Source organism: Proteus sp. G3927, assembly GCF_963894685.1.
Taxonomy (GTDB): domain Bacteria; phylum Pseudomonadota; class Gammaproteobacteria; order Enterobacterales; family Enterobacteriaceae; genus Proteus; species Proteus mirabilis.
Genome location: NZ_CAWQGX010000030.1, coordinates 61507 through 85010 on the forward strand (window position 1 = coordinate 61507; position 23504 = coordinate 85010).

General features: G+C 38.1%; 17 protein-coding genes and 1 pseudogene. 10 read left to right on the plus strand and 8 right to left on the minus strand.

What is annotated here, in order from left to right; translation table 11 throughout:
- Window positions 1–159: 159 nt before the first annotated feature.
- From AACV00_RS13490 to AACV00_RS13510, 5 genes and pseudogenes are all read right to left on the minus strand, one after another.
- Window positions 160–981 (minus strand): CPBP family intramembrane glutamic endopeptidase, encoded by an 822-nt coding sequence (locus AACV00_RS13490; protein WP_049198921.1) that lies wholly within the window; start codon window positions 979–981, stop codon window positions 160–162.
- A gap of 272 nt (window positions 982–1253) precedes the next feature.
- Window positions 1254–2189, minus strand: coding sequence for a phosphatidate cytidylyltransferase (locus tag AACV00_RS13495; RefSeq protein ID WP_004244293.1), 936 nt, complete (start codon window positions 2187–2189; stop codon window positions 1254–1256).
- Window positions 2182–2863 (minus strand): annotated as a pseudogene (locus AACV00_RS13500) (lysophospholipid acyltransferase family protein). The gene AACV00_RS13495 and the pseudogene AACV00_RS13500 overlap by 8 nt, the downstream one beginning before the upstream one ends.
- Window positions 2860–3528, minus strand: a complete 669-nt coding sequence (locus tag AACV00_RS13505; protein WP_004244291.1) for a CDP-alcohol phosphatidyltransferase family protein — start codon at window positions 3526–3528, stop codon at window positions 2860–2862. The pseudogene AACV00_RS13500 and the gene AACV00_RS13505 overlap by 4 nt, the downstream one beginning before the upstream one ends.
- Window positions 3529–4478: 950 nt before the next feature.
- Window positions 4479–5114 (minus strand): response regulator transcription factor, encoded by a 636-nt coding sequence (locus tag AACV00_RS13510; RefSeq protein ID WP_004244289.1) that lies wholly within the window; start codon window positions 5112–5114, stop codon window positions 4479–4481.
- A gap of 474 nt (window positions 5115–5588) precedes the next feature.
- Between AACV00_RS13510 and AACV00_RS13515 the strand changes: the two genes are divergently transcribed.
- Window positions 5589–6584: a LacI family DNA-binding transcriptional regulator gene (locus AACV00_RS13515; RefSeq protein ID WP_004244288.1), complete on the plus strand. Its 996-nt coding sequence runs from the start codon at window positions 5589–5591 to the stop codon at window positions 6582–6584.
- A gap of 44 nt (window positions 6585–6628) precedes the next feature.
- On the opposite strand, the gene AACV00_RS13520 is transcribed toward AACV00_RS13515, so the two are convergent.
- A complete protein-coding gene (locus AACV00_RS13520) occupies window positions 6629–8095 on the minus strand; it encodes a glycoside hydrolase family 32 protein (RefSeq protein ID WP_004248659.1) in 1467 nt (488 codons plus the stop codon).
- Window positions 8096–8324: 229 nt separating this feature from the next.
- On the opposite strand from AACV00_RS13520, the gene AACV00_RS13525 reads away from it, so the two are divergent.
- The 8 genes from AACV00_RS13525 (at window position 8325) to AACV00_RS13560 (ending at window position 18472) form a co-directional block, all read left to right on the plus strand.
- A complete protein-coding gene (locus tag AACV00_RS13525; protein WP_004244286.1) occupies window positions 8325–9272 on the plus strand; it encodes an aminoimidazole riboside kinase in 948 nt (315 codons plus the stop codon).
- A gap of 240 nt (window positions 9273–9512) precedes the next feature.
- Entirely contained in the window at window positions 9513–10424 is a 912-nt protein-coding gene (gene rarD, locus AACV00_RS13530; protein ID WP_004248658.1) for an EamA family transporter RarD, read from the plus strand.
- Between the two features lie 111 nt (window positions 10425–10535).
- Window positions 10536–11735 (plus strand): formate-dependent phosphoribosylglycinamide formyltransferase, encoded by a 1200-nt coding sequence (gene purT, locus AACV00_RS13535; RefSeq protein ID WP_012368277.1) that lies wholly within the window; start codon window positions 10536–10538, stop codon window positions 11733–11735.
- A 203-nt stretch (window positions 11736–11938) separates the two neighbouring features.
- Entirely contained in the window at window positions 11939–13822 is a 1884-nt protein-coding gene (htpG, locus tag AACV00_RS13540) for a molecular chaperone HtpG (RefSeq protein ID WP_004244279.1), read from the plus strand.
- A 182-nt stretch (window positions 13823–14004) separates the two neighbouring features.
- On the plus strand, window positions 14005–14649 hold the full coding sequence (gene adk / locus AACV00_RS13545; protein WP_036895518.1) for an adenylate kinase: 645 nt from the start codon (window positions 14005–14007) through the stop codon (window positions 14647–14649).
- Window positions 14650–14808: 159 nt separating this feature from the next.
- A complete protein-coding gene (gene hemH, locus AACV00_RS13550; RefSeq protein ID WP_004248653.1) occupies window positions 14809–15777 on the plus strand; it encodes a ferrochelatase in 969 nt (322 codons plus the stop codon).
- Window positions 15778–15940: 163 nt separating this feature from the next.
- Window positions 15941–17059, plus strand: coding sequence for an LPS O-antigen length regulator Wzz(fepE) (wzz(fepE), locus tag AACV00_RS13555; RefSeq protein WP_004248652.1), 1119 nt, complete (start codon window positions 15941–15943; stop codon window positions 17057–17059).
- 102 nt (window positions 17060–17161) lie between these two features.
- Window positions 17162–18472 carry an inosine/guanosine kinase gene (locus AACV00_RS13560; protein WP_004244274.1) on the plus strand — a complete coding sequence of 437 codons (1311 nt, stop codon included), beginning with the start codon at window positions 17162–17164 and terminating at the stop codon, window positions 18470–18472.
- A 110-nt stretch (window positions 18473–18582) separates the two neighbouring features.
- Here AACV00_RS13560 and ybaL read toward each other — a convergent pair whose 3' ends face one another.
- Window positions 18583–20343, minus strand: coding sequence for a YbaL family putative K(+) efflux transporter (gene ybaL / locus AACV00_RS13565; protein WP_020946127.1), 1761 nt, complete (start codon window positions 20341–20343; stop codon window positions 18583–18585).
- 888 nt (window positions 20344–21231) lie between these two features.
- Between ybaL and ushA the strand changes: the two genes are divergently transcribed.
- Window positions 21232–22896: a bifunctional UDP-sugar hydrolase/5'-nucleotidase UshA gene (ushA, locus tag AACV00_RS13570; RefSeq protein ID WP_113977011.1), complete on the plus strand. Its 1665-nt coding sequence runs from the start codon at window positions 21232–21234 to the stop codon at window positions 22894–22896.
- Between the two features lie 123 nt (window positions 22897–23019).
- Here ushA and ybaK read toward each other — a convergent pair whose 3' ends face one another.
- The gene (gene ybaK / locus AACV00_RS13575; protein ID WP_004244271.1) at window positions 23020–23499 is read right to left on the minus strand and encodes a Cys-tRNA(Pro)/Cys-tRNA(Cys) deacylase YbaK; all 480 of its coding nucleotides are present in this window, start codon (window positions 23497–23499) and stop codon (window positions 23020–23022) included.
- Window positions 23500–23504 lie beyond the last annotated feature (5 nt).

Below are 23504 nucleotides of genomic sequence, written 5' to 3' on the forward strand. Positions count from 1 at the left end.
AACAAAAAATTTCAGCTAATGATGGGAAAATTAAGATGATCGATAAGTTAATAGTGTGACTGCTTTCACGTTTCACCCATCCTCTTTACTCGTATTAGTATTAAACGAGTAAAGAGACGGAAAGACTAAAACTTAAAATACAGCAGAATAATATAGCACTTACGCGATTTTAAAAGGGTAAGTGAAAAAGAGCAGGTGAGTGAGATTCAGTGCAAAATGAAAGAGTGTAGCAACCCAAAGCCTACCGCTCCACATCCACGCTAAGCCATAAATAATACCTGCCAATGAGGCGAAGATAATGAGTAATATTCCTCCGGCAAAATGGACTAACCCAAATAAAATAGCGGTAATAAATAGCGCAAGATAGGGAGATAAATAGCGAGATAGACTTTGCTGTATGGCTCCTCTAAATAGTGCTTCTTCAGCAAGAGAGACAAAGAAAATATTTGCTAACATAAAGGCGGGTAGCCATTGTGGCAAATGTAATTCAATAGTGAGTCCACCCAATGCCATTGCGAATAATAACAGTGCGGGGATCGCCATAGCCAGTAAAACCCATTGATATTTATTGGCTTTTTTTACTGGTTCCGTTTTAAATAATGTAGGAATAAAAATCATTAAAATAAAAGGGATTAATGCTTTATCGGCATTGAAATAAAAAGAGAAAGGGGGGCTATATTGCCCTAATGGAACATGTTTAATGTAGCGTAAGTTATTAAAACCAGGAATAAAATGAAAAGTTAACCCAACAATAATGGCGATAAATGCAAGAATAACAATAGTGGCAATAAGACGATTGGTTTTGTAATGGCGATATGCATAAGAGAGTAAAATTAAGCTCAATATAACCGGAAGTACATACCAAGTGATAACACCTGTTATAAATGCGCTAATGGTGGTTATAGCTAAAGTAGTAAGTGCAAGTTTGCGATGGAACCCTAATAACAATAAAGATAAAGCAAGAAGTAACCAAGTGATCATAATTATCTACAAAAAAATAAAAAGGAAACGCTAGATTAAAAGATAGTAATAATGTGATCTATGACAATAAGTTAAAAAAAGAAGTGGTCGGATTTCGAGTATGGGATTATTCTTATTTAATATGTTGATTTATAAAAATAAAGCTTAAATATAGGTATTTTTAATTGAGTTAAAACAAGCGATTAATTACATTGACGATAATAACTCGATGATTTATTTATAGAAATGCTGGTAATAATTTTGCAGATTACCAGCATTTATTCAAAAGGGAATTACACGTAGAAATAGCGAATAACGTGGAAGAAAATAGGGGCGGCAAAGCACAGGGAATCCATTCTATCCATCATACCGCCGTGGCCTTCAATCATAGTACCGAAATCTTTTACGCCACTGTCTCTTTTTATGGCTGACATACATAAACCGCCAGCAAAGCCTGCGAGTGTGATGACTAAAGAGAGTAAAAAAGCAGCCCACCATGTGAAAGGTGTTGCCCACCATAACATCATCCCTATAAGGCTTGCTGAAATAATGCCGCCAAAGAAACCTTCGATGGTTTTATTAGGACTTAATTTCGGTACGATAGGATGTTTGCCAAATAGTTTACCAAACACATATTGTAAAACATCAGAAGTCTGTACCACGATCATCAAAAACAGTAATAAGTTAATATTACGTCCTTCAAAGCCTTCTATCGGTAACATTAATAATGCTGGAGCGTAGCTAAGGCAATAGATAGCTATCATGACACTCCATTGCACTTTTGCCATGCGCTCGAGAAAGTGATGAGTATCTCCGGAAAGCGCCATACGTGTTGGAATTAATAAGAAGGCATAAACCGGAATAAAGATGGCTAGCAAATTATACCATTGCACACCGACGAGAATATATTGGATAGGCAGCACGACAAAGAAACACCAAAAAAGTGCTTCGTGATCACCTCGATGAGTCGGGGTTAATGTAACCAATTCACGTAATGCAAGCCATGAAATTAAGGCGAAGAGGATAACTGAGCCTATTGTTCCAATACTAATAGCGACGGCAGAAATGATACACATGATCCACCAAGCTTTAATTCGAGAATTAAGATTGGTAATGGTTGAGGTAGGACCTTTGAGTGCCGCAAGGATCGCACCAATAATACTGGCAATAATTAAAAAGGAGAATAGCCCGATAAAGATCCAGAGAATTTCATTGTTGATACTATCCATGATGTAACTCCTCTAACGCACTTTTGGCTCTTAATAGAAATTCAGTCTTATCTTCATTTTCATGTGTCGGTTCAATAGGCGGGCCAAATGTGGCACTACAAATGATAGGAACAACAAGCCGAGAGCCTTTAGGAAGTACGCGGTTTAAGTTTTCAAGATAGATAGGGACTAATTGAGCCTGTGGATTGTTACGGGACAAATGCCAAAGACCGGCTTTAAAATCCTGAATAGACTCACCGTTACCTCTAGTCCCTTCAGGAAAAATAATTAGCGATTCACCTTTATCTAAAACAGCCTGCATCAGTGTAAGAGCATTTACTTTCTGAGGTGCAGTTGTTGTTTCACCATTTCCTTCACTAACATTTGTTTTATTCGCGTGGCGTGGGATCAAAACTGCACGAAAGATACGACGAGAAAGATAACGACGTAAACGGTTTTTATTCCAATAATCTTCTGCAGCAACAGGGTGCACAAATGGGCGAATATGGGGGGGCAAGTGAAGACCAAATAACTAAACCATCTAGATGACTTGAGTGATTTGCATAATAAATACAAGGTTTATCTTTCTCAATCGGAGATATTTGTTTGGCTCTGATCCCGGTTAAAAAACGGCAGATAGAGACTAAGACTGATGATATGATTTTTGCATCGAAAGAGAGTTTGCCATTTTTCATTCATCAACTCCTTGTGTTAAATCGCGTAAAATTTGGCGAGTTCTCAAAATGGTAGTAAGTACAGAGCCGAAGATAATGATCCACAGGGAGACTAAACAGAGCCATGCTCCCCATTCAGCGGGAATAAATGCAGAGATAATGGCAATACCGGTTAATAATGCCATTCTATGTTGCTTGGCCATTGGCCCCGTAAAACGCTGCTCTAACCCACAACTACCACCTAATACACGGATATAAGCTGTCATTACCGCAAAGAAAGCAGCTACCCAGCCTAAGGTAATAGCGATAGGAAAAGTGATGGATAAACCATAACCTACACCAATAATAATCAATGTATCAGCTATTCGGTCTGGTAGTTCGTTATAAACGGCACCAGCAGGACTTTTTAATCCGCCTTCAACTGCGACCATACCATCGAGTAGGTTACAGATAAGTCTACCCTGGATAGCTAATGCACCTAAAATAAGAAGGATTGATTGAAGTAGGCCTTGGGAGTGAGCGAGAGCAAAGTAGAGAAACAAACCGGAGATAGCAGCGAATAGGATACTAAATAAAGAGATCCCATTGGGGGTAGCGCCTTTGCTTTGCAGCCAGCGACTACAGCGAGTTGCCCAGTTGGTTTGTCTTGCTTTTATAGGACGACGATTTTTTTCTTCATTATTCATTTTTTTTACAAAAAAATATTAGTGAGTACACAAGGTATTAGCATAATACGTTTAAGTAAAAAGAAAATGAAGATCAAATTATAAGATTATCTAATAAATTTTATAAGTGAATAAAAAAGTAGGCTCATTGATTAAGCTAGGATAAATATTCAATCGACAAAAAATATTTATTCTTTAGGTGTTAATACTTATTTTTGTTTAGTTGTTTTTACGTAATCATTTTTCCTAAAATGATATTCTTATTATGATGTGGGTGAGTAGAAAAAATTTGTTATATATTAAAATAGCTCAACAATAAAGAGAATTAATTTCTAAATAATAGACTAAAAAGAACCAGAGTTATGACATCCATCAGCTATTTTATGAGGTTGTTTATGATTTTTTTTGTTATTTTAATTATTTTTTCTATAAGGTAAATATAGATTAATTTAAAGTCACTAGACAATTACTGTACTTTATCTAGACATAAAAAAGAGACAGCGATTCCTTTTTTGTTCTTTTTTAATCAGCAATATTTTTAGTTAAAAAATAAGACAGTAAATCAGAAATTGATTGTCAATAGTAGTTATGTCTGTAAGAGGTGAAAAATGATTTATGTCAAATTAAATAGTATTTATTTTATCGTTTCGCCATTATTAATAATGAATAGGGAGGGCGTTATTAATAATAGCGATTATAAAAATAAAATATACTAATTGTTCAGGTTAAGGGTTGAAGTATTTGTATGACTTATGAAAGGGAGGCGTCAAAATAGGATAGCCTTCCCTTCTGTTGCAGAATGGAGCTTAGTATATTTATTATTTCCATATTCAATACTTATTCATCAAAAATAGAATATTTTTACAATACAGTTTACTCTCATTAATAAATAATAATGAAACGAAAGTCGATTAAGCTGTTATACAAGCGCTGGATATCATCTAATGATAAAGAAGATATACGGGCTAAATTTAATTGGCTCTTAAGTCATATTTTTTAAAGAAATCATATTCTTGTACTAGTTGTGGTAGTGATCTTATTTTTAGTTTTGTATACATATTCGAACGATGAACTTCCACTGTTCTTGGTGATAAAGAGAGCTTTTCGGCTGCTTCTTTACTGGTGTTACCGTCAAGGATCATCTCCATTACCTCTTTTTCTCTATTTGATAGTTTACTAAACTTATCTTTTAAAGAAATATAGGTTCTGAATTGCTCAACCTCACTTTCATAGTGTAAAAAAGATTCTGACACAATATTAAGAAGCTCATTGACGTTTAAAGGGCGAGTTAAATATTCGAAAGCCCCCGCTTTAAATGCGTTACGGCAACTTTCTATCGATGCATCTCCCGAAATAATTATAACAGGAATGATATTCTTTAATTTGTTTAACTCTTTTACCAACGCAATTGATGGCGATGCACTACTTTTAGTGTTAATTATGATGCACTCTTTATGAGCCCCTTTAGTTGATGAAAAATAGTACTTTAAAAATGCCTGTTCATTTGAATAGGTTTTCACATTTGCCGCTAAAGAAGAAAGCACTGCTTTAAGTTGAACTTTTGTGCTGTCATCTTCGAAAGTGATCAGATGGATTATCGATTCCATATGTTGCTCCCAATTTTATTCCTCTCTTAATCAAGAGTAAATGAGTAACGAAATTTGACTAATTTATAAATTTTCTATGTAGAGTAGTATTCACGTAACGGAGCCATAATAAGGATATATTAAATAAAAAAGTATTAATACTTTTTCATTATATTATAGATAAAATATCAGAACTTTGTTTTGTTTCAATATTTCTATTTTATCGTTAAAGATATTTTTCTTCTATAAACGAAGTTCATATAACTGTTATTAATTGTAACTAAGTTTTTTATCGTAAGTGTTTTTAACTATATTAAACATCTAGTGTGAGTATAATTAATATTGATAATTGTTTTTTGATTAGTTTATTAACTAAAATAATTTGTCATACTTATATTTGTATGGTCTTGAGAATGTGGATTTCTCTCTTTACTTATTGTAAAATAGAGCATTATTTATAATTACCTTACTTAACAACCCAATCGAGCCAATATTATGGCGTCACTGAAAGATGTTGCTCGACTTGCATCTGTTTCTTTGATGACAGTCTCAAGAGCGATTAATAACCCTGAGTTATTAAAACCAGATACGTTGAAACAAGTCCAACGTGCAATCGAAGAACTGAATTATGTGCCCGATTTTTCAGCGCGAAAAATTCGAGGTCAAGGGACTAAGGTCTCATCGATCGGTGTGCTTGGTATTGATACCGCAACGACCCCTTTTTCCGTGGAAATGATTTTATCCATCGAGCGTACCGCTCGTCAGTTTGGCTGGAGTTCATTTGTTGTAAACCTCACTGAACAAGAGGGGTATGATCAAGCCATTTGGCAACTGTTAGCTCAACGTCCAGATGGTATCATCTATACCACAATGGGATTGCGAGAAATCACGGTACATGAAAAGCTACGTGATAAAAATGTGGTACTTGCCAACTGCCTAGCTAAAGATCAAACTTTTCCAACCTATATTCCTGATGATTATCACGGACAATATTTTGCGATAAAACACGTGATTGAAAAAGGTTATCGGCATCCGTTATGTTTTTATCTACCCGAAGATACCGTTGCAGGCCCTATTCGCCGTAAAGCGGTCGAAGATGCTTGGCAAGATGCCGGCTTACCTTTGTCATCATTGCGTCAATACACAATGTTATTTGGCGATGAACATTACCGTGATGTGATTGGATTGTTACAACAACACTGTCGTCAGCAAAAAGCAGATTTTGATATTTTAATCTGTGGTAATGATCGTATCGCATTTTTGGCTTATCAAGTTTTACTGTCGATGGGATTACGTATTCCTGAGCAAGTGGCTGTATTAGGCTATGACAATATGATAGGAACGGGGGAGTTATTCTATCCGCCACTCACCACAGTACAGTTGCCACATTATGACTTAGGCAAAGAAGCAACATTACATATTATTCAAGAGCGTAATCATAATAAAACAGTACAAGTCCCCTGTCAGTTAATTGAACGAGAGTCTCTGTAACGAGACTCTCTTTTCCGTTAGAGAGTATAGAAACATCACAACGCTTAACTTATCGTTGATAGTGTCCAATATTCGCCAGCGATTAATGTGGCACTGCCATCTGTGGCAAATAGCGATAAATCGCGATCATTTTCATCTGCATAATAACGGCTACTAAAGGTCAGCTCTCCGTGATTGATAAAAACCTCTATTGATGAGCGATCAATAAATATACGTAAGTTAATTTCGCTTCCTACTGGCAACGGTGTGCTACGTGATCCACTGATATTATATTGTGGATAATGGCGACGGATCACAAAGCGATTTGATTGATTATCGACAAATACCTCTAAACCTTTTCCTAGCCATAATCCAAATTTTTCCGCTTGGCTATCTAATGACCAGGTTAAATTTAACTCAATAGCTGGTGTCTTATCGAGTAATTTAAGCGCTTGGTTATTGAGTGTGGTCATCTCTATCGTATTTCTTGTTTGTCTGAGACTTTCAACTTCTTTTATCGGGGTCATACGTAAACGGTTTGCCCTTTTATCAAAGTTAATTTCACGAGGAAGCGTGAAACAACCAGCCCAAAACTCCTGTTGCGAAGGCATAGGGGAGTTCCACATATCCATCCATCCCATAGAAACACGGCGACCATCAGCAGTAACAAAAGATTGTGGAGCATAATAGTCATGACCATTATCAAGCTCAGTAAAATGACCATGTATGATAAAAGGTTGTTTTGGTGACCACTGACCGATCAGTGCACCGGTTTGAAACAGATTACGGTATTGATAACCTTCAGCGCGTTTTCCTTGTGGTGAAAAAACAAGAGCAAATTCGTTATCATCACTGATAGGAAAAAAGTCAGGGCATTCCCACATGTAGACGTTTTTATCATCGGTTTTGCCTAATACCTTGTACTCCGAACGCCATTGTTTCCCTTCTTCAAATAGGGTGTCATTGGAGAAAAGTAGCACTTGGCCTTGGTCTTTTTCATCGCGGGCACCGACTACCATCCACCATTTCCCTTCTTGAAACCAAACCTTTGGATCACGAAAGTGCATATATCCTTGTGGTGGTGGTAAAATAATGCCTTTCTTTTCAAAATGGATCCCATCTTCACTGACTGCCACACATTGTGCTTGGTAAATTTGGCTGTCATCGCCTTCTTCTGCTAACCAGTTATGGCCGGTATAAAAGAGGTATAATTTACCTTCATGACTTACCGCTGATCCGGAAAAGCAACCACTTTTATCATACTCATTGCCCGGAGCAAGGGCGATTGGCTGATGTTGCCAGTGGATCATATCTTTGCTGGTAGCATGTCCCCAATGCATCGGCCCCCAAAGTTCAGAAAAAGGATGATGTTGATAAAATGCATGATATAAGCCGTTATGATAAACAAGGCCATTAGGATCATTAAGCCATCCCGCAGGAGCGGCTAAATGGAATTGAGGATAAAATTGCTCTCCACGTTTTTTTTGTAAGGCATTTAGGGCAGTTGTCGATTGTTCTAAACGTTGCTTCATCTCATTATCCTGATTTTATCAGTTATTCTGTAAGCTATATGTCACCCTTATTAGCGATAACATTTAGGGTTAAAAAGCGTGTTGTTTGAATTTATCTTTATTATTGTACACCATTATGTTAACGTTATCAGGATGTTTTTTCGAGCAATATCTTTATTTTTTTAGTTATTAATACTGATAAAAATACAATATAGTGAATAAAAATAGTGGCTTATCTTCAGGAGAGATTATGAAAGTCTGGTCTTTAGGTGATGCGGTTGTTGACCTAATTCCACTGCAAAATATGCAATATGAAGCATGTGCTGGTGGAGCACCAGTGAATGTCGCTGCAGGTGTTGCAAAATTAGGACAGCAAAGTGGCTTTATTGGTCGGGTCGGTGAAGATGCATTTGGTCACTTTATGCAAAAAACGTTATTTGATCTCGGTGTAGACACCAGCACAATGGAATTTGATGAGTTACATCGTACCAGTACAGTCTTAGTTTCGTTGCAAGAAAATGGCGAACGAGATTTTACTTTTTTAGTTGCGGACTCTGCTGATCAATTTCTTACCAATAAATCACTGCCTGTATTTGAAAAAGACATTTTACATTTTTGTTCACTTGCTTTAGTTAACCCAATTTGTCGCTCGACGCTAGATAGTGCTATTAGTAAAGTAAAAAATAGCGACTCTTTACTGAGTTTCGATATTAATTTACGTCCCCAAATGTGGCGTGATCATGAAGAAATGCGTGCGATCATCGATGAATATGCTCATAAAGCAGATATTTTGAAATTATCTGAAGATGAGCTGACTTGGATGACTCAGGAAATTACGTTAGAAAATGCATTAAAAAAATTAGCTGATTATCCTGCTCGTTTAAAAGTGATCACCCAAGGCTCTAAAGGATGTTTAGTGTTGACGCCTACAACACAAGTTGCCTTGAGTGCCTTTACCGTCAATTGTGTTGATACCACAGGGGCAGGTGATGCCTTTATGTCAGGATTATTAGCCGCAGTTGCAGAATATGGTTTTGCTGATGATGAACAATATTTATTAAAAATTATTACGCAAGCCGCGGCCTGTGGCGCATTAGCAACCACTAAAAAGGGCGCTATTGCTGCAGCACCGAGCCGAAAAGTATTGCGTGAATTTGTCAGTAAACAACCGCCGTTACATGTACGAGATATTTTTTAATGGATTATTTGTTTATTTGCTTGTAAGTCCTATTTTCCCCTTTGCTCTGGTCTTTTTGTGATCTCTATAAATAAGGTTTATACAACTTTATTTATAGAGATTTTTTTTATGTTTTACTCAGTGGTTTATTTTGATAATCGCTTACTTTGACGCTGATAAGTAGCGGATATGATCATATTGTTTGATTCGTTTTCGGCGTATGATAGTAAGGTCTCTTTAACGCTATTGGTGGAAAGTCATATGTGGGCTCAGTCAGGTGTGTTATTAGCCATTTGCTCCTATATTTTATGGGGAATAACCCCTCTTTTTTATCGGCTATTACCCGGTGCTCAACCATTAGAGTTACTTGCACAACGTCTTATTTGGTCTATTCCCCTGTTATTACTGGTTCGATTATTTATTAAAAATAGAACTCGCTGGCGTGCTGTTCTCCAAGATAGACGCTCTATTTTTATGTGTTTATTTAGTTCATTAGCAATGGCAGTCTCTTGGTGCACCTTTACTTATGCACTTACGCATCAACAAGTCTTAGCCGCCAGTCTGGGGTATTTTATTAACCCACTTTTTTCTATTGTATTGGGCGTTATCTTTCTTAAAGAGAAATTAAATCCTGCTGAAAAATGGGCGGTAATATTAATTTGTGCAGGAGTGGGATATCAATTATGGATGTATGGTCAATTACCCATACTGGCACTCGTGATGGGTGGAGCATTTGCGATTTATGGACTCATTCGTAAATTTATTCGTTTTGATGTCATAACTTCATTATTTATTGAAACTCTGTGGCTAATTCCGGTCGCTATAGGGGCGATGATTTGGCTGATTATGCGAGATGAAAGTGCGTTTTCTTCTGCAGACAATTTAACTCGTTTCTATTATATTTTAACCGCCCCAGTGACTATTCTCCCTTTACTGTTTTTTACCGCAGCAATCAAAAGAACCACCTTAACCGTTATTGGTTTAGCACAGTATATTGAACCGACAATGCAGTTTTTACTGGCCGTATTCCTATTCCATGAAGCATTTGATGCTGTGAAAGGAGTAAGTTTTTCATTGATTTGGTTAGGGCTATTGTGTTGTATTTTTGCGCTGATTAGAAAGCGCCTTAATGCCTTAAAAATTCATAAAGGTCAGCATAGCCAAAAAATATAAAGTATTTAAATTTTACTATGGCTATTTTTCTCTTTGTTAAATTCCGTTATGCTACCACTAAATGCAAACGTTTGCGTAATGCGTATTATCTGACTGAGATAAGGATCGAAAATGACCATTTTGGGAACGGCTCTGACCACTAATGCCACAAAAGTGATGTTATTAGGTGCAGGCGAATTAGGTAAAGAGGTGATCATTGAATGCCAACGTCTTGGCATTGAGACTATTGCGGTTGATCGCTATGCCAATGCGCCGGCAATGCATGTTGCTCATCGCCATTATGTCGTCAATATGCTTGATAGCGAGGCATTAAAACAGATTATAACTCAAGAAAAACCCGATTTTTTGGTGCCTGAAATTGAAGCTATTGCTACTTCATTATTAGTCGAATTAGAAAATAATGGTCAAAAAGTTGTACCTTGTGCCCGTGCAGTAAAACTCACTATGGATAGGGAAGGAATACGCCGTCTCGCTGCAGAAACATTACACTTACTGACTTCTCCTTATCAATTTGTTGATGATGAAGCGGCTTTTAGAAAAGCGGCGGTTGAGATTGGTTTTCCTTGTATTGTAAAACCGGTGATGAGCTCATCTGGAAAAGGACAAAGTGTTATTCGTTCAGAGCAAGATCTCACTAGTGCATGGACTTATTCTCAAGAAGGGGGAAGAGCAGGGCAAGGGCGCGTGATTGTTGAAAAGATGATCCCGTTTGATTTTGAGATAACATTACTCACGATTCGTGCTATTGATGGTATTCATTTTTGCGAGCCTATTGGTCATCGGCAAGAAAAAGGCGATTATCGTGCGTCATGGCAACCACAAAAAATGAGTGATATTGCCCTTGCCAAAGCACAACATATCGCTAGTAAAGTAGTGGAGAATTTGGGCGGTTATGGGTTATTTGGTGTGGAACTATTTATCCAAGGTGATGAGGTGTTTTTTAATGAAGTATCACCGCGTCCTCATGATACAGGGCTTGTTACCTTAATTTCACAAGATTTATCAGAATTTGCGCTCCATGTGCGTGCTTTTTTAGGCTATCCCATCGGTGGTATTCGCCAATTAGGTGCTTGTGCTTCCGCGGTGATTTTACCTGAGTTGTCTAGTACTAATATTGTCTATACGGGGTTAGAAAAAGCGCTTAAGGCAAATCGACAAATTCGTTTATTTGCTAAACCTGAAATCGCAGGACATCGTCGTTTAGGCGTGGTGCTTGCTCATGCCGATTCCATAAAACATGCTATTGAAGAGGCGAATTTAGGTGCACAAGCGATTTTAGCCCATGATGGTGATAACCATTTATCGCGGTGATCTACATACCGCCAATGGCTTTATATCATGCTTGCCTTGGCGGTTATTCCTAGCTGTTATGTAATTGATTTTTCCTCTTTATATGGCATTTCAGTATTTTTATTAATGTTATTAAGCTCTGCTCCCTTGAAACTTGCTTAACTATCCCCACCTTTTAAGTCATATCGATTTTTTTCGCCAAATTAGGATAAATTGAGGTAAAAATGAGTATGAAAGATCAGGAAACGAGAGGATTTCAGTCTGAAGTTAAGCAACTTCTACAATTAATGATCCATTCTCTTTACTCTAATAAAGAAATTTTCCTTCGCGAATTGATTTCTAATGCATCGGATGCGGCGGATAAGTTACGTTTTCGTGCATTATCCGATGCAGCTCTTTATGAAAATGAGGGTGAACTTCATGTCCGCATTGCCACTGATAAAGAAAAAAGAACACTGACTATCAGTGATAACGGCATAGGTATGACCCGCGATGAAGTGATTGATAATTTAGGGACTATTGCGAAATCAGGGACTAAAGCATTTTTAGAGTCTATTGGACAAGACCAAGCGAAAGATAGCCAATTAATTGGTCAGTTTGGTGTCGGTTTTTATTCCGCATTTATTGTGGCAGACAAAGTGACGGTACGTACCCGTGCCGCGGGGCAACCTGCTGATAAAGGTGTTTTCTGGGAGTCACAAGGTGAAGGTGATTATACGGTTGCTGATATTGAAAAAGCGGATCGTGGTACCGAAATTACCCTGCATCTACGTGAAGGTGAAGACGAATATTTAGATGATTGGCGTCTGCGTAGTATTATCAGCAAATACTCTGATCATATTTCCCTACCTGTCGAAATAGAAACTAAAAATGAAGAAGACGGCACCGTTACATGGGAAAAAATAAATAAAGCTCAAGCGTTATGGACGCGTAATAAGTCAGAAATCAGTGATGATGAATATAAAGAATTTTATAAGCATCTTTCTCATGATTTTGCTGATCCGCTGTGCTGGGCACATAACCGGGTTGAAGGTAAACAAGAGTACACCAGCCTGCTGTATGTTCCTTCTAAAGCACCTTGGGATTTATGGAACCGTGAACATCAACATGGTTTAAAACTGTATGTACAGCGCGTCTTTATTATGGACGAAGCTGAACAGTTTATGCCTAACTATTTGCGTTTTATCCGCGGATTAGTCGATTCTAACGATTTACCATTGAACGTTTCTCGTGAGATCTTACAAGATAGCTCTGTGACACGTAATTTACGTAGCGCATTAACTAAACGTGCATTACAAATGTTACAGAAACTGGCTGACAATAATCCTGAAGAGTATCAAACTTTCTGGAAAGAGTTCGGTTTAGTGTTAAAAGAAGGTCCTGCAGAAGATCACGCTAATATTGAAGCCATTGCTAAATTACTGCGCTTTGCTTCTACTCATAATGACAGCGATGCACAAACTGTTTCATTGGCAGATTACGTGAGTCGTATGGTTGAAGGTCAGGATAAAATCTATTACATCACTGCAGATAGCTATGCTGCGGCCAAAAATAGCCCTCATCTAGAATTATTCCGTAAAAAAGGTATTGAAGTTCTACTGCTATCCGATCGCATTGATGAGTGGATGATGAACTATCTCACTGAATTCGATGGTAAATCATTCCAATCTGTGAGCAAAGCAGATGAATCTTTAGATAAACTGGCTGATGAAGAGAAACAAGCGCAGCAGGAGGAGACAGATAAACAACTGGCACCTTTTGTTGAGCGTGTAAAAACCTTACTAGGTGATAAAGTTAAAGAGGTGAAATTAACTCATCGTTTAACGGATACGCCTGCTATTGTTACTACTGGCGCGGATGAAATGAGTACGCAAATGGCGAAACTTTTTGCGGCTGCAGGTCAACAAGTCCCCGAAGTTAAATACAACTTTGAGTTAAACCCTAACCATCCATTAGTCAAACAAACGGCTGAGTTGACCGATGAAACACAGTTCGCGGACTGGATCAATTTATTACTTGATCAAGCGTTATTTGCTGAAAGAGGAACTTTAGAAGATCCAAACCAGTTTATTCGTTTAGTGAATCAACTATTGGCTAAAAACGCGTAACCATATTCGTTTTCAATCATTTAAACCACGTTCTTTGCGCAAGAGAGCGTGGTTTTTTTCTTTTGCGATAAAAATAAAGTGCAATCGATAACGTGATTTCTTGAGCGATGACCTCACAAAATGGTATGGTAATGCGTTTTCGAGTTTAACTATAAAAAATTAAATGCAAGGGGATTTACGCGATGCGTATCATTCTACTAGGCGCTCCAGGCGCTGGTAAAGGCACTCAGGCTCAATTCATTAAAGAAAACTATGGTATCCCACAGATTTCAACCGGTGATATGTTACGTGCTGCGGTTAGCGCAGGCACGGAATTAGGACTGAAAGCAAAAGCATTGATGGATAACGGTCAATTAGTGACTGATGAATTAGTAATAGCATTAGTGAAAGAGCGTATCAAACAAGACGATTGCCGTAATGGTTTCTTGTTGGATGGGTTCCCAAGAACAATTCCACAAGCTGATGCAATGAAAGAAGCGGGTATCAATGTTGATTTCGTACTGGAATTTGCTGTACCTGATGAAATTATTGTTGAACGTATTGTTGGCCGTCGAGTGCACGCGCCATCAGGTCGTGTTTATCACATTAAATTTAATCCACCTAAAGTTGAAAACCGTGACGATGTGACAGGTGAAGAGTTAACAACTCGTAAAGATGACCAAGAAGAAACAGTGCGTAAACGTTTAGTCGAATATCATTCTCAAACAGCGCCTTTAGTTTCTTATTACCAAAATGAAGCTAAAGCGGGTAACGCGCAGTACCACAAAATAGATGGTACACAGAAAGTAAGCGAAATTAATGCTGAACTGAAAAACATCCTCGGTTAATCTATAGCACCGAAAAGCAATCCCGGTTAGACCGGGATTTTTTTTACAAAATATTTATAAAAAGAATACAATCCGATTAATTGACAAACAGAGTTCACTATTTTCCTTTACTCTTTTACTTTTGGTTATGTTAATAAAACAGCTCTAAGGAGTCTTGGTATGAATGATGCTAAATACGGCGTTCTTTTGGTCAATCTTGGCACCCCTGATGCACCTCAACCAGATGCAGTGAAGCGCTATTTAGCTCAGTTTCTTAGCGATCCTCGCGTTGTTGATGTTTCCCCGTGGATTTGGAAACCCATTCTTCATGGGGTTATTTTGCCATTTCGCTCACCTAAAGTGGCCAAATTATACCAACAAATTTGGTTGCCAGACGGCTCTCCTCTTTTAGTCTATAGCCGTGCACAGCAAAAAGCGTTAGCACAACGTTTTGCGCATATACCTGTTGAACTAGGTATGTGTTACGGTAATCCTTCCCTCAACGAAGGACTGACGCGATTATTGGTACAGGGCGTTGAAAAGCTAATTGTATTACCTCTCTATCCTCAATACTCTTGTTCGACATCGGGGGCGGTATTTGATGGTATTAGCCAACTGTTTAAAACGATGCGAACTATTCCTTCACTGCATTTTGTTCGTAGTTATGCTCAACATCCACTTTATATTAAAGCGCTGGCAAATAGCATTGACGAGAGTTTCAAGCAACATGGTAAGCCGGATCGTTTAGTACTTTCATTTCATGGCATTCCTGAACGATTTATTAAAACTGGGGATATCTATTTTGATGAATGTTGCCTTACAGTAGAAAAATTAAAACAGCAACTTGATTATCCAGCAGAAAAAGTGATGATGACTTTCCAGTCACGTTTTGGCCGTGAGCCTTGGTTATCACCTTATACTGATAAAACGATGGAAAAACTGGGTAGTGAAGGGGTTGAACATGTACAGGTTATTTGTCCCGGATTTTCATCAGACTGTTTAGAAACATTAGAAGAAATTAATGAACAGAACCGTGAGTTCTTTATACATGGTGGTGGAAAACAGTATGAATACATTCCTGCTTTGAATGATAAAGTTGAGCATATTGACTTACTTGAAGCTATAATCCGCGACATATGTGAAAAATAATAGATAAGCTCACTAAATACGATTATCGGATTAGGTGATATATTCATTTGATCATATTTCAGTTATATATAAACTTATCTTTTCTCATTTTTTAACCATTTTAGTCTTGTGCACTAAAATGGCTGATAAACGGACGCTGCATTACACAAATTTAGGCAGGAAAATGAATAGTAAGCTTTCAAAACCACAATCTTCAGAAGTTGATAAAGGGCATTTCGACGATTTTTATCTAAAACAGAACGATGAAATCGATCTGTTTGAGTTATTTTCTGTTCTTTATAAATCAAAATTTGTCATTATTGGGATCACACTTTTATTTGCTATCGTAGGTTTTACTGTTGCGAGCTTTCTGCCCCAGAAATGGACAAGCCAAGCTGCTATTACAAAACCAATGTTAGATGAGATGAAGCAGTTAAGAGCAACCTTAAATGATTTAAGCTTGGTTGATGTTGATACTGGCGTAAATGCTTCTTCTGTTTACCAAAAATTTATCAATAACTACAATTCCCGTGTATTACGTGAAGAATATTTAGTCAATACGGATTACTATAAAAACTTATTGGCTAAGATGGACGATCCTACGCCATTGGATAAACGTAAATTAATCGAAACTATTGTTACTAAAGATATTAATTTAAAAGCATCAGACAGTAAAAATAGTGATGAAGAATTTAGTGGCGAAATTAACTTAAGCTTTACAGCGCCAACTTCTGAAGAAGCTTACGATTTGCTGTCAGGTTATATTCGCTTTATTTCTACTAAAGTACGGGTAGAAGTGAAAGACGAAATTGATGATCAAATTGAGCGTAAATTAAACCATGCGCAAAAAGCGTATCAAATGGATTTAGAACGTATTGCTAATGCGCGTAATGTTAATGTTCAGCGCTTAAAATATGCACTAGAAATTGCCAATGCTGCGGGAGTTAAAAAGCCTATTTCTAGTGAAGGCGCACAAATTAAAGATGATCCTGATTACTCCATTGCCATGGGGGCTGATGCACTTAGTAGCAAATTAGCGATAACAGAAGCGATTACTGATCCTACAACGGTCAGTTCTGAATTAAAAAACCGCTTATATAATATCCAGCAGTTAGAACAAATAAAATTGGGTGATCTGCAATTTGTTCCTTTCAAATATATGCTAAAACCTTATGAACCAACTAAGAAAGATGCGCCTAAACGTGCATTAATCTTAGTCGGTGCCGCATTTGTTGGTTTTATCCTTTCTGTAATGGGTGTTTTACTGGGCTATATGGCAAGAAATCGCCGTAAAACAGCGTAAATATCCACAAATAAAAGTAGGTGTACAGACGTACACCTACTGTCTCTCCACTAATATTGTGTTAACATTGCGCATCTTTTTTAGCTTGTAGCATCGTTCACAATGAAATTCCCTGGCAAAAGAAAATCCAAACACTATTTTCCCGTTAGTTTACGAGATCCATTATTAAAACCTATCATCAATATGACTGAGAGCGAATCTTCTCGGGCTTATATTGTTGGCATCGACCAAACATTAGTTGATATTGAAGCTAAGGTAGATGAAGCGTTTATCAATCGCTATAACTTGAGTCAGGGACACTCTCTGGTTATTGAAGATGATGTAGCGGAAGCCCTTTATCGCGAATTAACAGTTAATAATCTTATTACCCATGAATTTGCGGGTGGCACTATTGGTAACACACTACATAACTACTCCGTATTAGCGGATGATCGTTCTGTTTTATTGGGGACTATGTGCAACAATATTCAGATTGGTAGTTATGCTTATCGCTACTTATGTAATACCTCAAGCCGTACTGATTTAAACTATTTACAAGGTGTTGATGGTGCAATAGGGCGTTGCTTTACCCTCATTACTGAAAATGGTGAACGTACTTTTGCTATCAGTCCTGGCCAAATGAATCAACTTCAGCCCGAAAGTATTCCTGAGGATGTGATTGCAGATGCATCGGCATTAGTTTTAACTGCTTATCTCGTCCGTTGCAAACCGGGAGAGCCAATGCCGTTGGCAACTATGAAAGCGATAGAATATGCCAAAAAGCATGATGTACCGGTTGTCTTAACGTTGGGGACTAAATACGTGATTGCCGACGATCCTCAGTGGTGGAGAGATTTCTTAAAAGAGCATGTCTCTGTAGTGGCAATGAATGAAGATGAAGCCTTAGAGCTTACAGGTCATGCTGATCCATTGTTAGCATCAGATGCGGCTTTAGAGTGGGTTGATTTAGTCTTATGTACCGCAGGCCCTGCAGGGTTGTATATGGCAGGTTTTACAGAGAGTGATTTTAAACGCCAAACCACTCATCCGTTACTTCCAGGTGCAATTGCTGAATTTAATCGTTACGAGTTTAGTCGTGCTATGCGTTTTAAAGATTGCCAAACGCCGGAAAAAGTCTATTCGCATATAGAGCCTTATATGGGAGGGCCGGAAAAAATCATGAATACCAATGGTGCTGGCGATGCGGCATTATCTGCACTATTACATGATATTACGGCAAATAGTTATCATCGCATTAATGTACCTAATTCGAGTAAACACCCACGTAGTTATTTGACTTACTCTTCATTGGCGCAAGTGTGTAAATATGCTAACCGTGTAAGCTATCAAGTATTAAGCCAACACTCACCACGTTTGACTCGCGGTTTGCCTGAGAAAGAAGATAGCTTAGAAGAAGCTTACTGGGAACGTTAAGTTAAGTCGTCGCGCTCTTTTTTTGTGAAAGAGAGAAAATAAAAAGCAACACGCGATAAAGGTGTTGCTTTTTTAGTTTGTTAATCCTTTATTTTAAAAATAAATCTCTATTATTGCGCTGCATTGGGCGCAATAATTTGTTGACCCTCTTCAGGTGTGTCATCAATGGCGCAACCGAACTCGACTTCTTTTATTAGCATCTCAGCCATTGCTGAAGCGGTCTGATCTTCATCGATTATCACATGATTTGCCCCTTTCTCAAGAATAAAGGAAGCTTCTTCATCATAGTTAGCACGAACAATAATATCGTCAAAATGGGCACGAACGATAATATTAAGATCAGGGTTCATTTTTCTTGCCGTTTCTGCGATATCTGCTGCTTCATAACCGTTAGGAATGGTTAGTAGTAGCGATTTAGCACAATCAACACGCGCTAATGCCAGCGATTCTTTGGTCATAGCATTACCGAGTACGGCGTTTAAGCCTTTTTCTTTTAACTCAGCAAATTTATTACGGCTATTTTCAATAATGACCAATGGGATAGCTTGTGGTTGTAGCTTTTCAGCTAGCATACTACCTGCACGACCATAACCGACGATAATCGCATGCCCACAAATATCGACAGGCACAGGCATCTCTTCTTCCATCTCTTCTTGTTGAAGTTGCTCTTGCTCTTCTTTGGTTTCTGTTTTTGCTAGATAACGGTCTAACAAAGAGAAGAGAACAGGATTAAGCATAATAGAGACTAAGGCGCCCGCAAGAACCAAGTTACGTGCATCTGGCTCTAAAACATTTAGTGCAACCCCCATTCCAGCTAAAATAAAGGCAAATTCACCAATTTGCGCAAGACTGGCTGAAATGGTTAATGCGGTTCTGCGTGAATGCCCAAACATACGAACGAGCACTAGGGCTGCTAAGGATTTACCTATAATAATGATCGCAAGTGTGGCTAAAATGCCTAGAGGATGCTCAATTAATACCATAGGATCAAATAGCATGCCGACAGAGACAAAGAACAGAACGGCGAAGGCATCACGTAGAGGTAAAGTATCTTGTGCTGCTCGGTGGCTGAGGTCAGACTCATTAAGTACCATTCCGGCAAAGAAAGCGCCTAATGCGAAAGAAGCATCAAATAGCGTCACTGCTGCGTAAGCGATACCTAAAGCTAGTGCTAACACACATAGGGTAAAAAGCTCACGAGAGCCAGTGGCAGCCGTTTTAGCTAAGATCCACGGAATAAGCTTACGACCGACAATCATCATAATTAAAATAAAGGCAACTACTTTACCAATAGTGATACCTAAGTTAATTAATAGCTCTGAAATACTTGTTTGGTCACTACTTTCAAGCATATTGGCAATAGCTGGTAGTAATACTAAGGCTAATACCATAGCGAGATCTTCGACAATTAACCAACCAATAGCGATTTGACCGCGCTGGCTATCAATTAAACCTCTTTCTTCGAGTGCGCGTAGCAATACCACAGTACTTGCCGTTGAAAGGCATAATCCAAAGACAATGCCACTAAATAGACCCCAGCCAAAGAAAGTGGATAACCCTAACCCTAATAAGGTGGCAACGGTAATTTGTGCTATGGCACCGGGGATCGCGATAGCTTTTACAGCCATTAGATCTTTTAAAGAAAAATGTAAACCTACGCCAAACATCAGTAAGATAACACCGATTTCAGCAAGCTCAGGCGCCAAAGAGGTATCAGCAACGAAGCCCGGGGTAAATGGGCCAGCGAGCACACCCGCAGCAAGATATCCTACTAAAGGTGAGATTTTTAGCCGTTGAGCAATCATGCCTAAGATGTAAGCAAGTGCTAATCCACCAACAATGGTGGTAATGAGGGGGGTTGAATGCGGCATCAATTCTCCTTCTTGTTATTAAACTACATGTATCGGGGGGCGAGTGGTACAGCAGGGTATTAGTTTAACGTATCTAAGCGCTAAATTCGCTAAAATTTATTGAATTTTTATAAAAATAGCAATTTGATTTAGTTTTATAATGTAACTGAGTGTTTCTGTGTTGTTTTTGGTAGTTATTCTTTGTATAAGCTTGATATAGAGTATTTAGATTGATTGTGAGTTGTAAAAATAAATACAACTTATTTAGCTTTATTGGTCATAATCTGGTGAAGAAAAAGCATGGAAATAATCAATAAAGATAGATAAGTGTCATTAGGCTCAACATGTTCAATGTTTTTTAAATTAGAGAGCAATCGCTAAGACGAGTATCCCTCATATTGACCCATGTAAAACTCAGATAAAATAAAAAATGTTAACTATGGTTATTTCAGTAGTGAATAACTATTGAGCACTATGCTACACAGTAGAAAATGCTGTGATTAACATAATATCAATAAGCAGACTTTGTTTTTGCGATAGGGGAACGGGCAACATTGTCCCCGAGATGTTCATAACTGAAATTTATTTTTTAAGTTAAATTATAGTCGCTCTTACCTATAATGGAGTAAAAATAGCCAAAAATTTGTTATCACAACTTAATGGATGCTTTTTTGTTAATAAGTTATTGCTATTGTTATTAGTGTCGTCCATATCTATTTTACGTCAACTCCATTTATAGCAAATAGAGTTTGACTGATGTCTCAAAAAAACTATTGGAACAATGAAATAATAATAAAAATATATAACCTACGTCATAAAACACAGTAAAACTATTTACTTCTTTCTGCTTTTTCTACTGTGAATACAGGGCAGAGCCTTCTCAATAAATAATATACATGGGGATAGACCATGAGCTTATCGTTTAAATTATCTGCATGCGCACTGACAGTGACTTTAGCAATGGCGCCTGTGATGTCTCAGGCATGGGAAAAAGATAAAACTTACCAAATTACCATCCTACATACTAATGATCACCACGGTCACTTTTGGCACAATGATCATGGCGAGTACGGTTTAGCTGCTCAAAAAACCGTCGTTGACAATATTCGCGATGAAGTCGCTAAAAATGGCGGTAGCGTATTGCTTCTGTCTGGTGGTGATATTAATACGGGGGTTCCTGAATCTGATTTACAAGATGCAGAGCCTGATTTTAAAGGGATGAATCTTGTCGGTTATGACGCTATGGCGCTGGGTAACCATGAGTTTGATAATCCACTGGAAGTGCTACGCCAACAAGAAAAATGGGCTACTTTCCCCTTCCTCTCTGCGAATATTTATCAAAAAAGTACCGGTGAACGTTTATTTAAACCTTATACTATTTTTGATAAGCAAGGAGTGAAAATCGCGGTATTAGGTTTAACTACCGATGATACGGTGCGTATTGGTAATCCTGCTAACTTCCCTGATACTGAGTTCCGTAAACCAGCAGATGAAGCGAAAAAAGTCGTTGAAGAATTACGTACCACAGAAAAACCCGATATTATTATCGCTGCTACCCATATGGGGCATTATGACGATGGTAATCATGGCTCTAATGCACCGGGTGATGTTGAAATGGCGCGTGCTTTACCGAAAGGCTATTTAGATATGATTGTCGGTGGACACTCACAAGATCCGGTTTGTATGTCTCAAGAGAATAAAAATTACAAACAAGCAGATTATGTTCCCGGCACGCCTTGCGCCCCAGATAATCAAAATGGCACATGGATTGTTCAAGCCCATGAATGGGGTAAATATGTAGGTCGCGCTGATTTTGAGTTCCGTAATGGCGAGTTCACATTAAAACACTATCAGTTAATTCCAATTAACTTAAATAAGAAAGTGAAAAAAGAAGACGGAACCACTGAGCGAGTTTACTACACAGAGGAGATCCCTCATAACCCTGAAATGATGAAATTACTGACCCCTTATCAAGAGAAAGGTGGTGAGCAATTGAATGTGAAAGTCGGGGAAGTGGTTGGTAAATTAGAAGGCGATCGTAGCAAAGTTCGTTTTGAACAAACGAATATGGCGCGTTTACTGTTATCTGCTCAGGCGGAGCGTGCGAATGCTGATTTTGCCATTATGAGTGGTGGTGGTGTACGTGATTCGATTGAATCTGGCGATATTACTTATAAAGATGTATTAAAAGTACAACCCTTTGCTAACGAACTCGTCTATGTTGATTTCAAAGGTGAAGAAGTTGAACCTTACCTATCCGCAGTTGCTTGTATGAAAGTAGACTCAGGCGCTTATGCACAATTTTACAATGTAAGTTTAACCGTAGATGCAGATTGTAAAGTGAGTGATGTAAAAATTGCGGGCAAACCATTAGATAAAACTAAAAATTATCGTATGGCGACATTAAACTTTAACGGTATTGGTGGTGATGGTTATCCTAAGATTGATTCACACCAAGGATATGTAAATACCGGCTTTGTTGATGCAGAAGTGTTAAAAGGTTATATCGAAAAACACTCACCACTAAAAGCGGCTGATTTTGAACCGCAAGGCGAGATTGTGTATAAAAAATAGTATTTATTGAAAATATACAATCGATAATTCCCAAAAGGCGGCAGAGGATGTCGCCTTTTGTTATTTTATTTCTTATTGGCAGCTTGGTTGATATAAAAGCCTAAAATAAGCAATCAGTTACTCTTAATCCTCTTTACGGATCAGGGCAAATTGTGCACCTAATACTGAACATAAGTCTTCAGCCGCTAGTTCAATATCCAGCCCTCGCTTACCTCCTGAGACATAGATAGTGTCAAACTTAAGTGCTTGATCATCAATCACCGTGGGAAGGCGCTTTTTTTGTCCTAATGGGCTTATACCGCCGACTAAATAACCTGTTACTTTTTGTGCTATTTGTGGATCGGCCATTTCTGCTTTTTTAGCTTTAAGGCATTTGGCGACTCGTTTTAAGTCAAGTTGACTTGATACTGGGGTGACCGCAACGGCTAGGTTTTTAGCATCACCATTTAACGCAACAAGAAGCGTTTTAAACACTTGACGGTTATCTAGTCCTAACTTTTCAACGGCTTCATCACCAAAGTTATGTACATTCGCATCATGTTCATAAGGGTGAAGAGTAAATTTAATTTTTTGTTTTTCCAGTAAATTCACTGCGGGAGTCATAATTA

Bases quoted from the DNA above. Each gene is read 5' to 3' on its own strand.
- ybaK (WP_004244271.1), bottom strand. From the start codon at position 23,499: ATGACTCCCGCAGTGAATTTACTGGAAAAACAAAAAATTAAATTTACT.
- AACV00_RS13560 (WP_004244274.1), top strand. From the start codon at position 17,162: ATGAAATTCCCTGGCAAAAGAAAATCCAAACACTATTTTCCCGTTAGT.
- AACV00_RS13495 (WP_004244293.1), bottom strand. From the start codon at position 2,189: ATGGATAGTATCAACAATGAAATTCTCTGGATCTTTATCGGGCTATTC.
- AACV00_RS13520 (WP_004248659.1), bottom strand. From the start codon at position 8,095: ATGAAGCAACGTTTAGAACAATCGACAACTGCCCTAAATGCCTTACAA.
- AACV00_RS13510 (WP_004244289.1), bottom strand. From the start codon at position 5,114: ATGGAATCGATAATCCATCTGATCACTTTCGAAGATGACAGCACAAAA.
- rarD (WP_004248658.1), top strand. From the start codon at position 9,513: ATGTGGGCTCAGTCAGGTGTGTTATTAGCCATTTGCTCCTATATTTTA.
- adk (WP_036895518.1), top strand. From the start codon at position 14,005: ATGCGTATCATTCTACTAGGCGCTCCAGGCGCTGGTAAAGGCACTCAG.
- ybaL (WP_020946127.1), bottom strand. From the start codon at position 20,343: ATGCCGCATTCAACCCCCCTCATTACCACCATTGTTGGTGGATTAGCA.
- AACV00_RS13525 (WP_004244286.1), top strand. From the start codon at position 8,325: ATGAAAGTCTGGTCTTTAGGTGATGCGGTTGTTGACCTAATTCCACTG.
- AACV00_RS13515 (WP_004244288.1), top strand. From the start codon at position 5,589: ATGGCGTCACTGAAAGATGTTGCTCGACTTGCATCTGTTTCTTTGATG.
- AACV00_RS13505 (WP_004244291.1), bottom strand. From the start codon at position 3,528: ATGAATAATGAAGAAAAAAATCGTCGTCCTATAAAAGCAAGACAAACC.
- purT (WP_012368277.1), top strand. From the start codon at position 10,536: ATGACCATTTTGGGAACGGCTCTGACCACTAATGCCACAAAAGTGATG.
- AACV00_RS13490 (WP_049198921.1), bottom strand. From the start codon at position 981: ATGATCACTTGGTTACTTCTTGCTTTATCTTTATTGTTATTAGGGTTC.
- htpG (WP_004244279.1), top strand. From the start codon at position 11,939: ATGAGTATGAAAGATCAGGAAACGAGAGGATTTCAGTCTGAAGTTAAG.
- ushA (WP_113977011.1), top strand. From the start codon at position 21,232: ATGAGCTTATCGTTTAAATTATCTGCATGCGCACTGACAGTGACTTTA.
- hemH (WP_004248653.1), top strand. From the start codon at position 14,809: ATGAATGATGCTAAATACGGCGTTCTTTTGGTCAATCTTGGCACCCCT.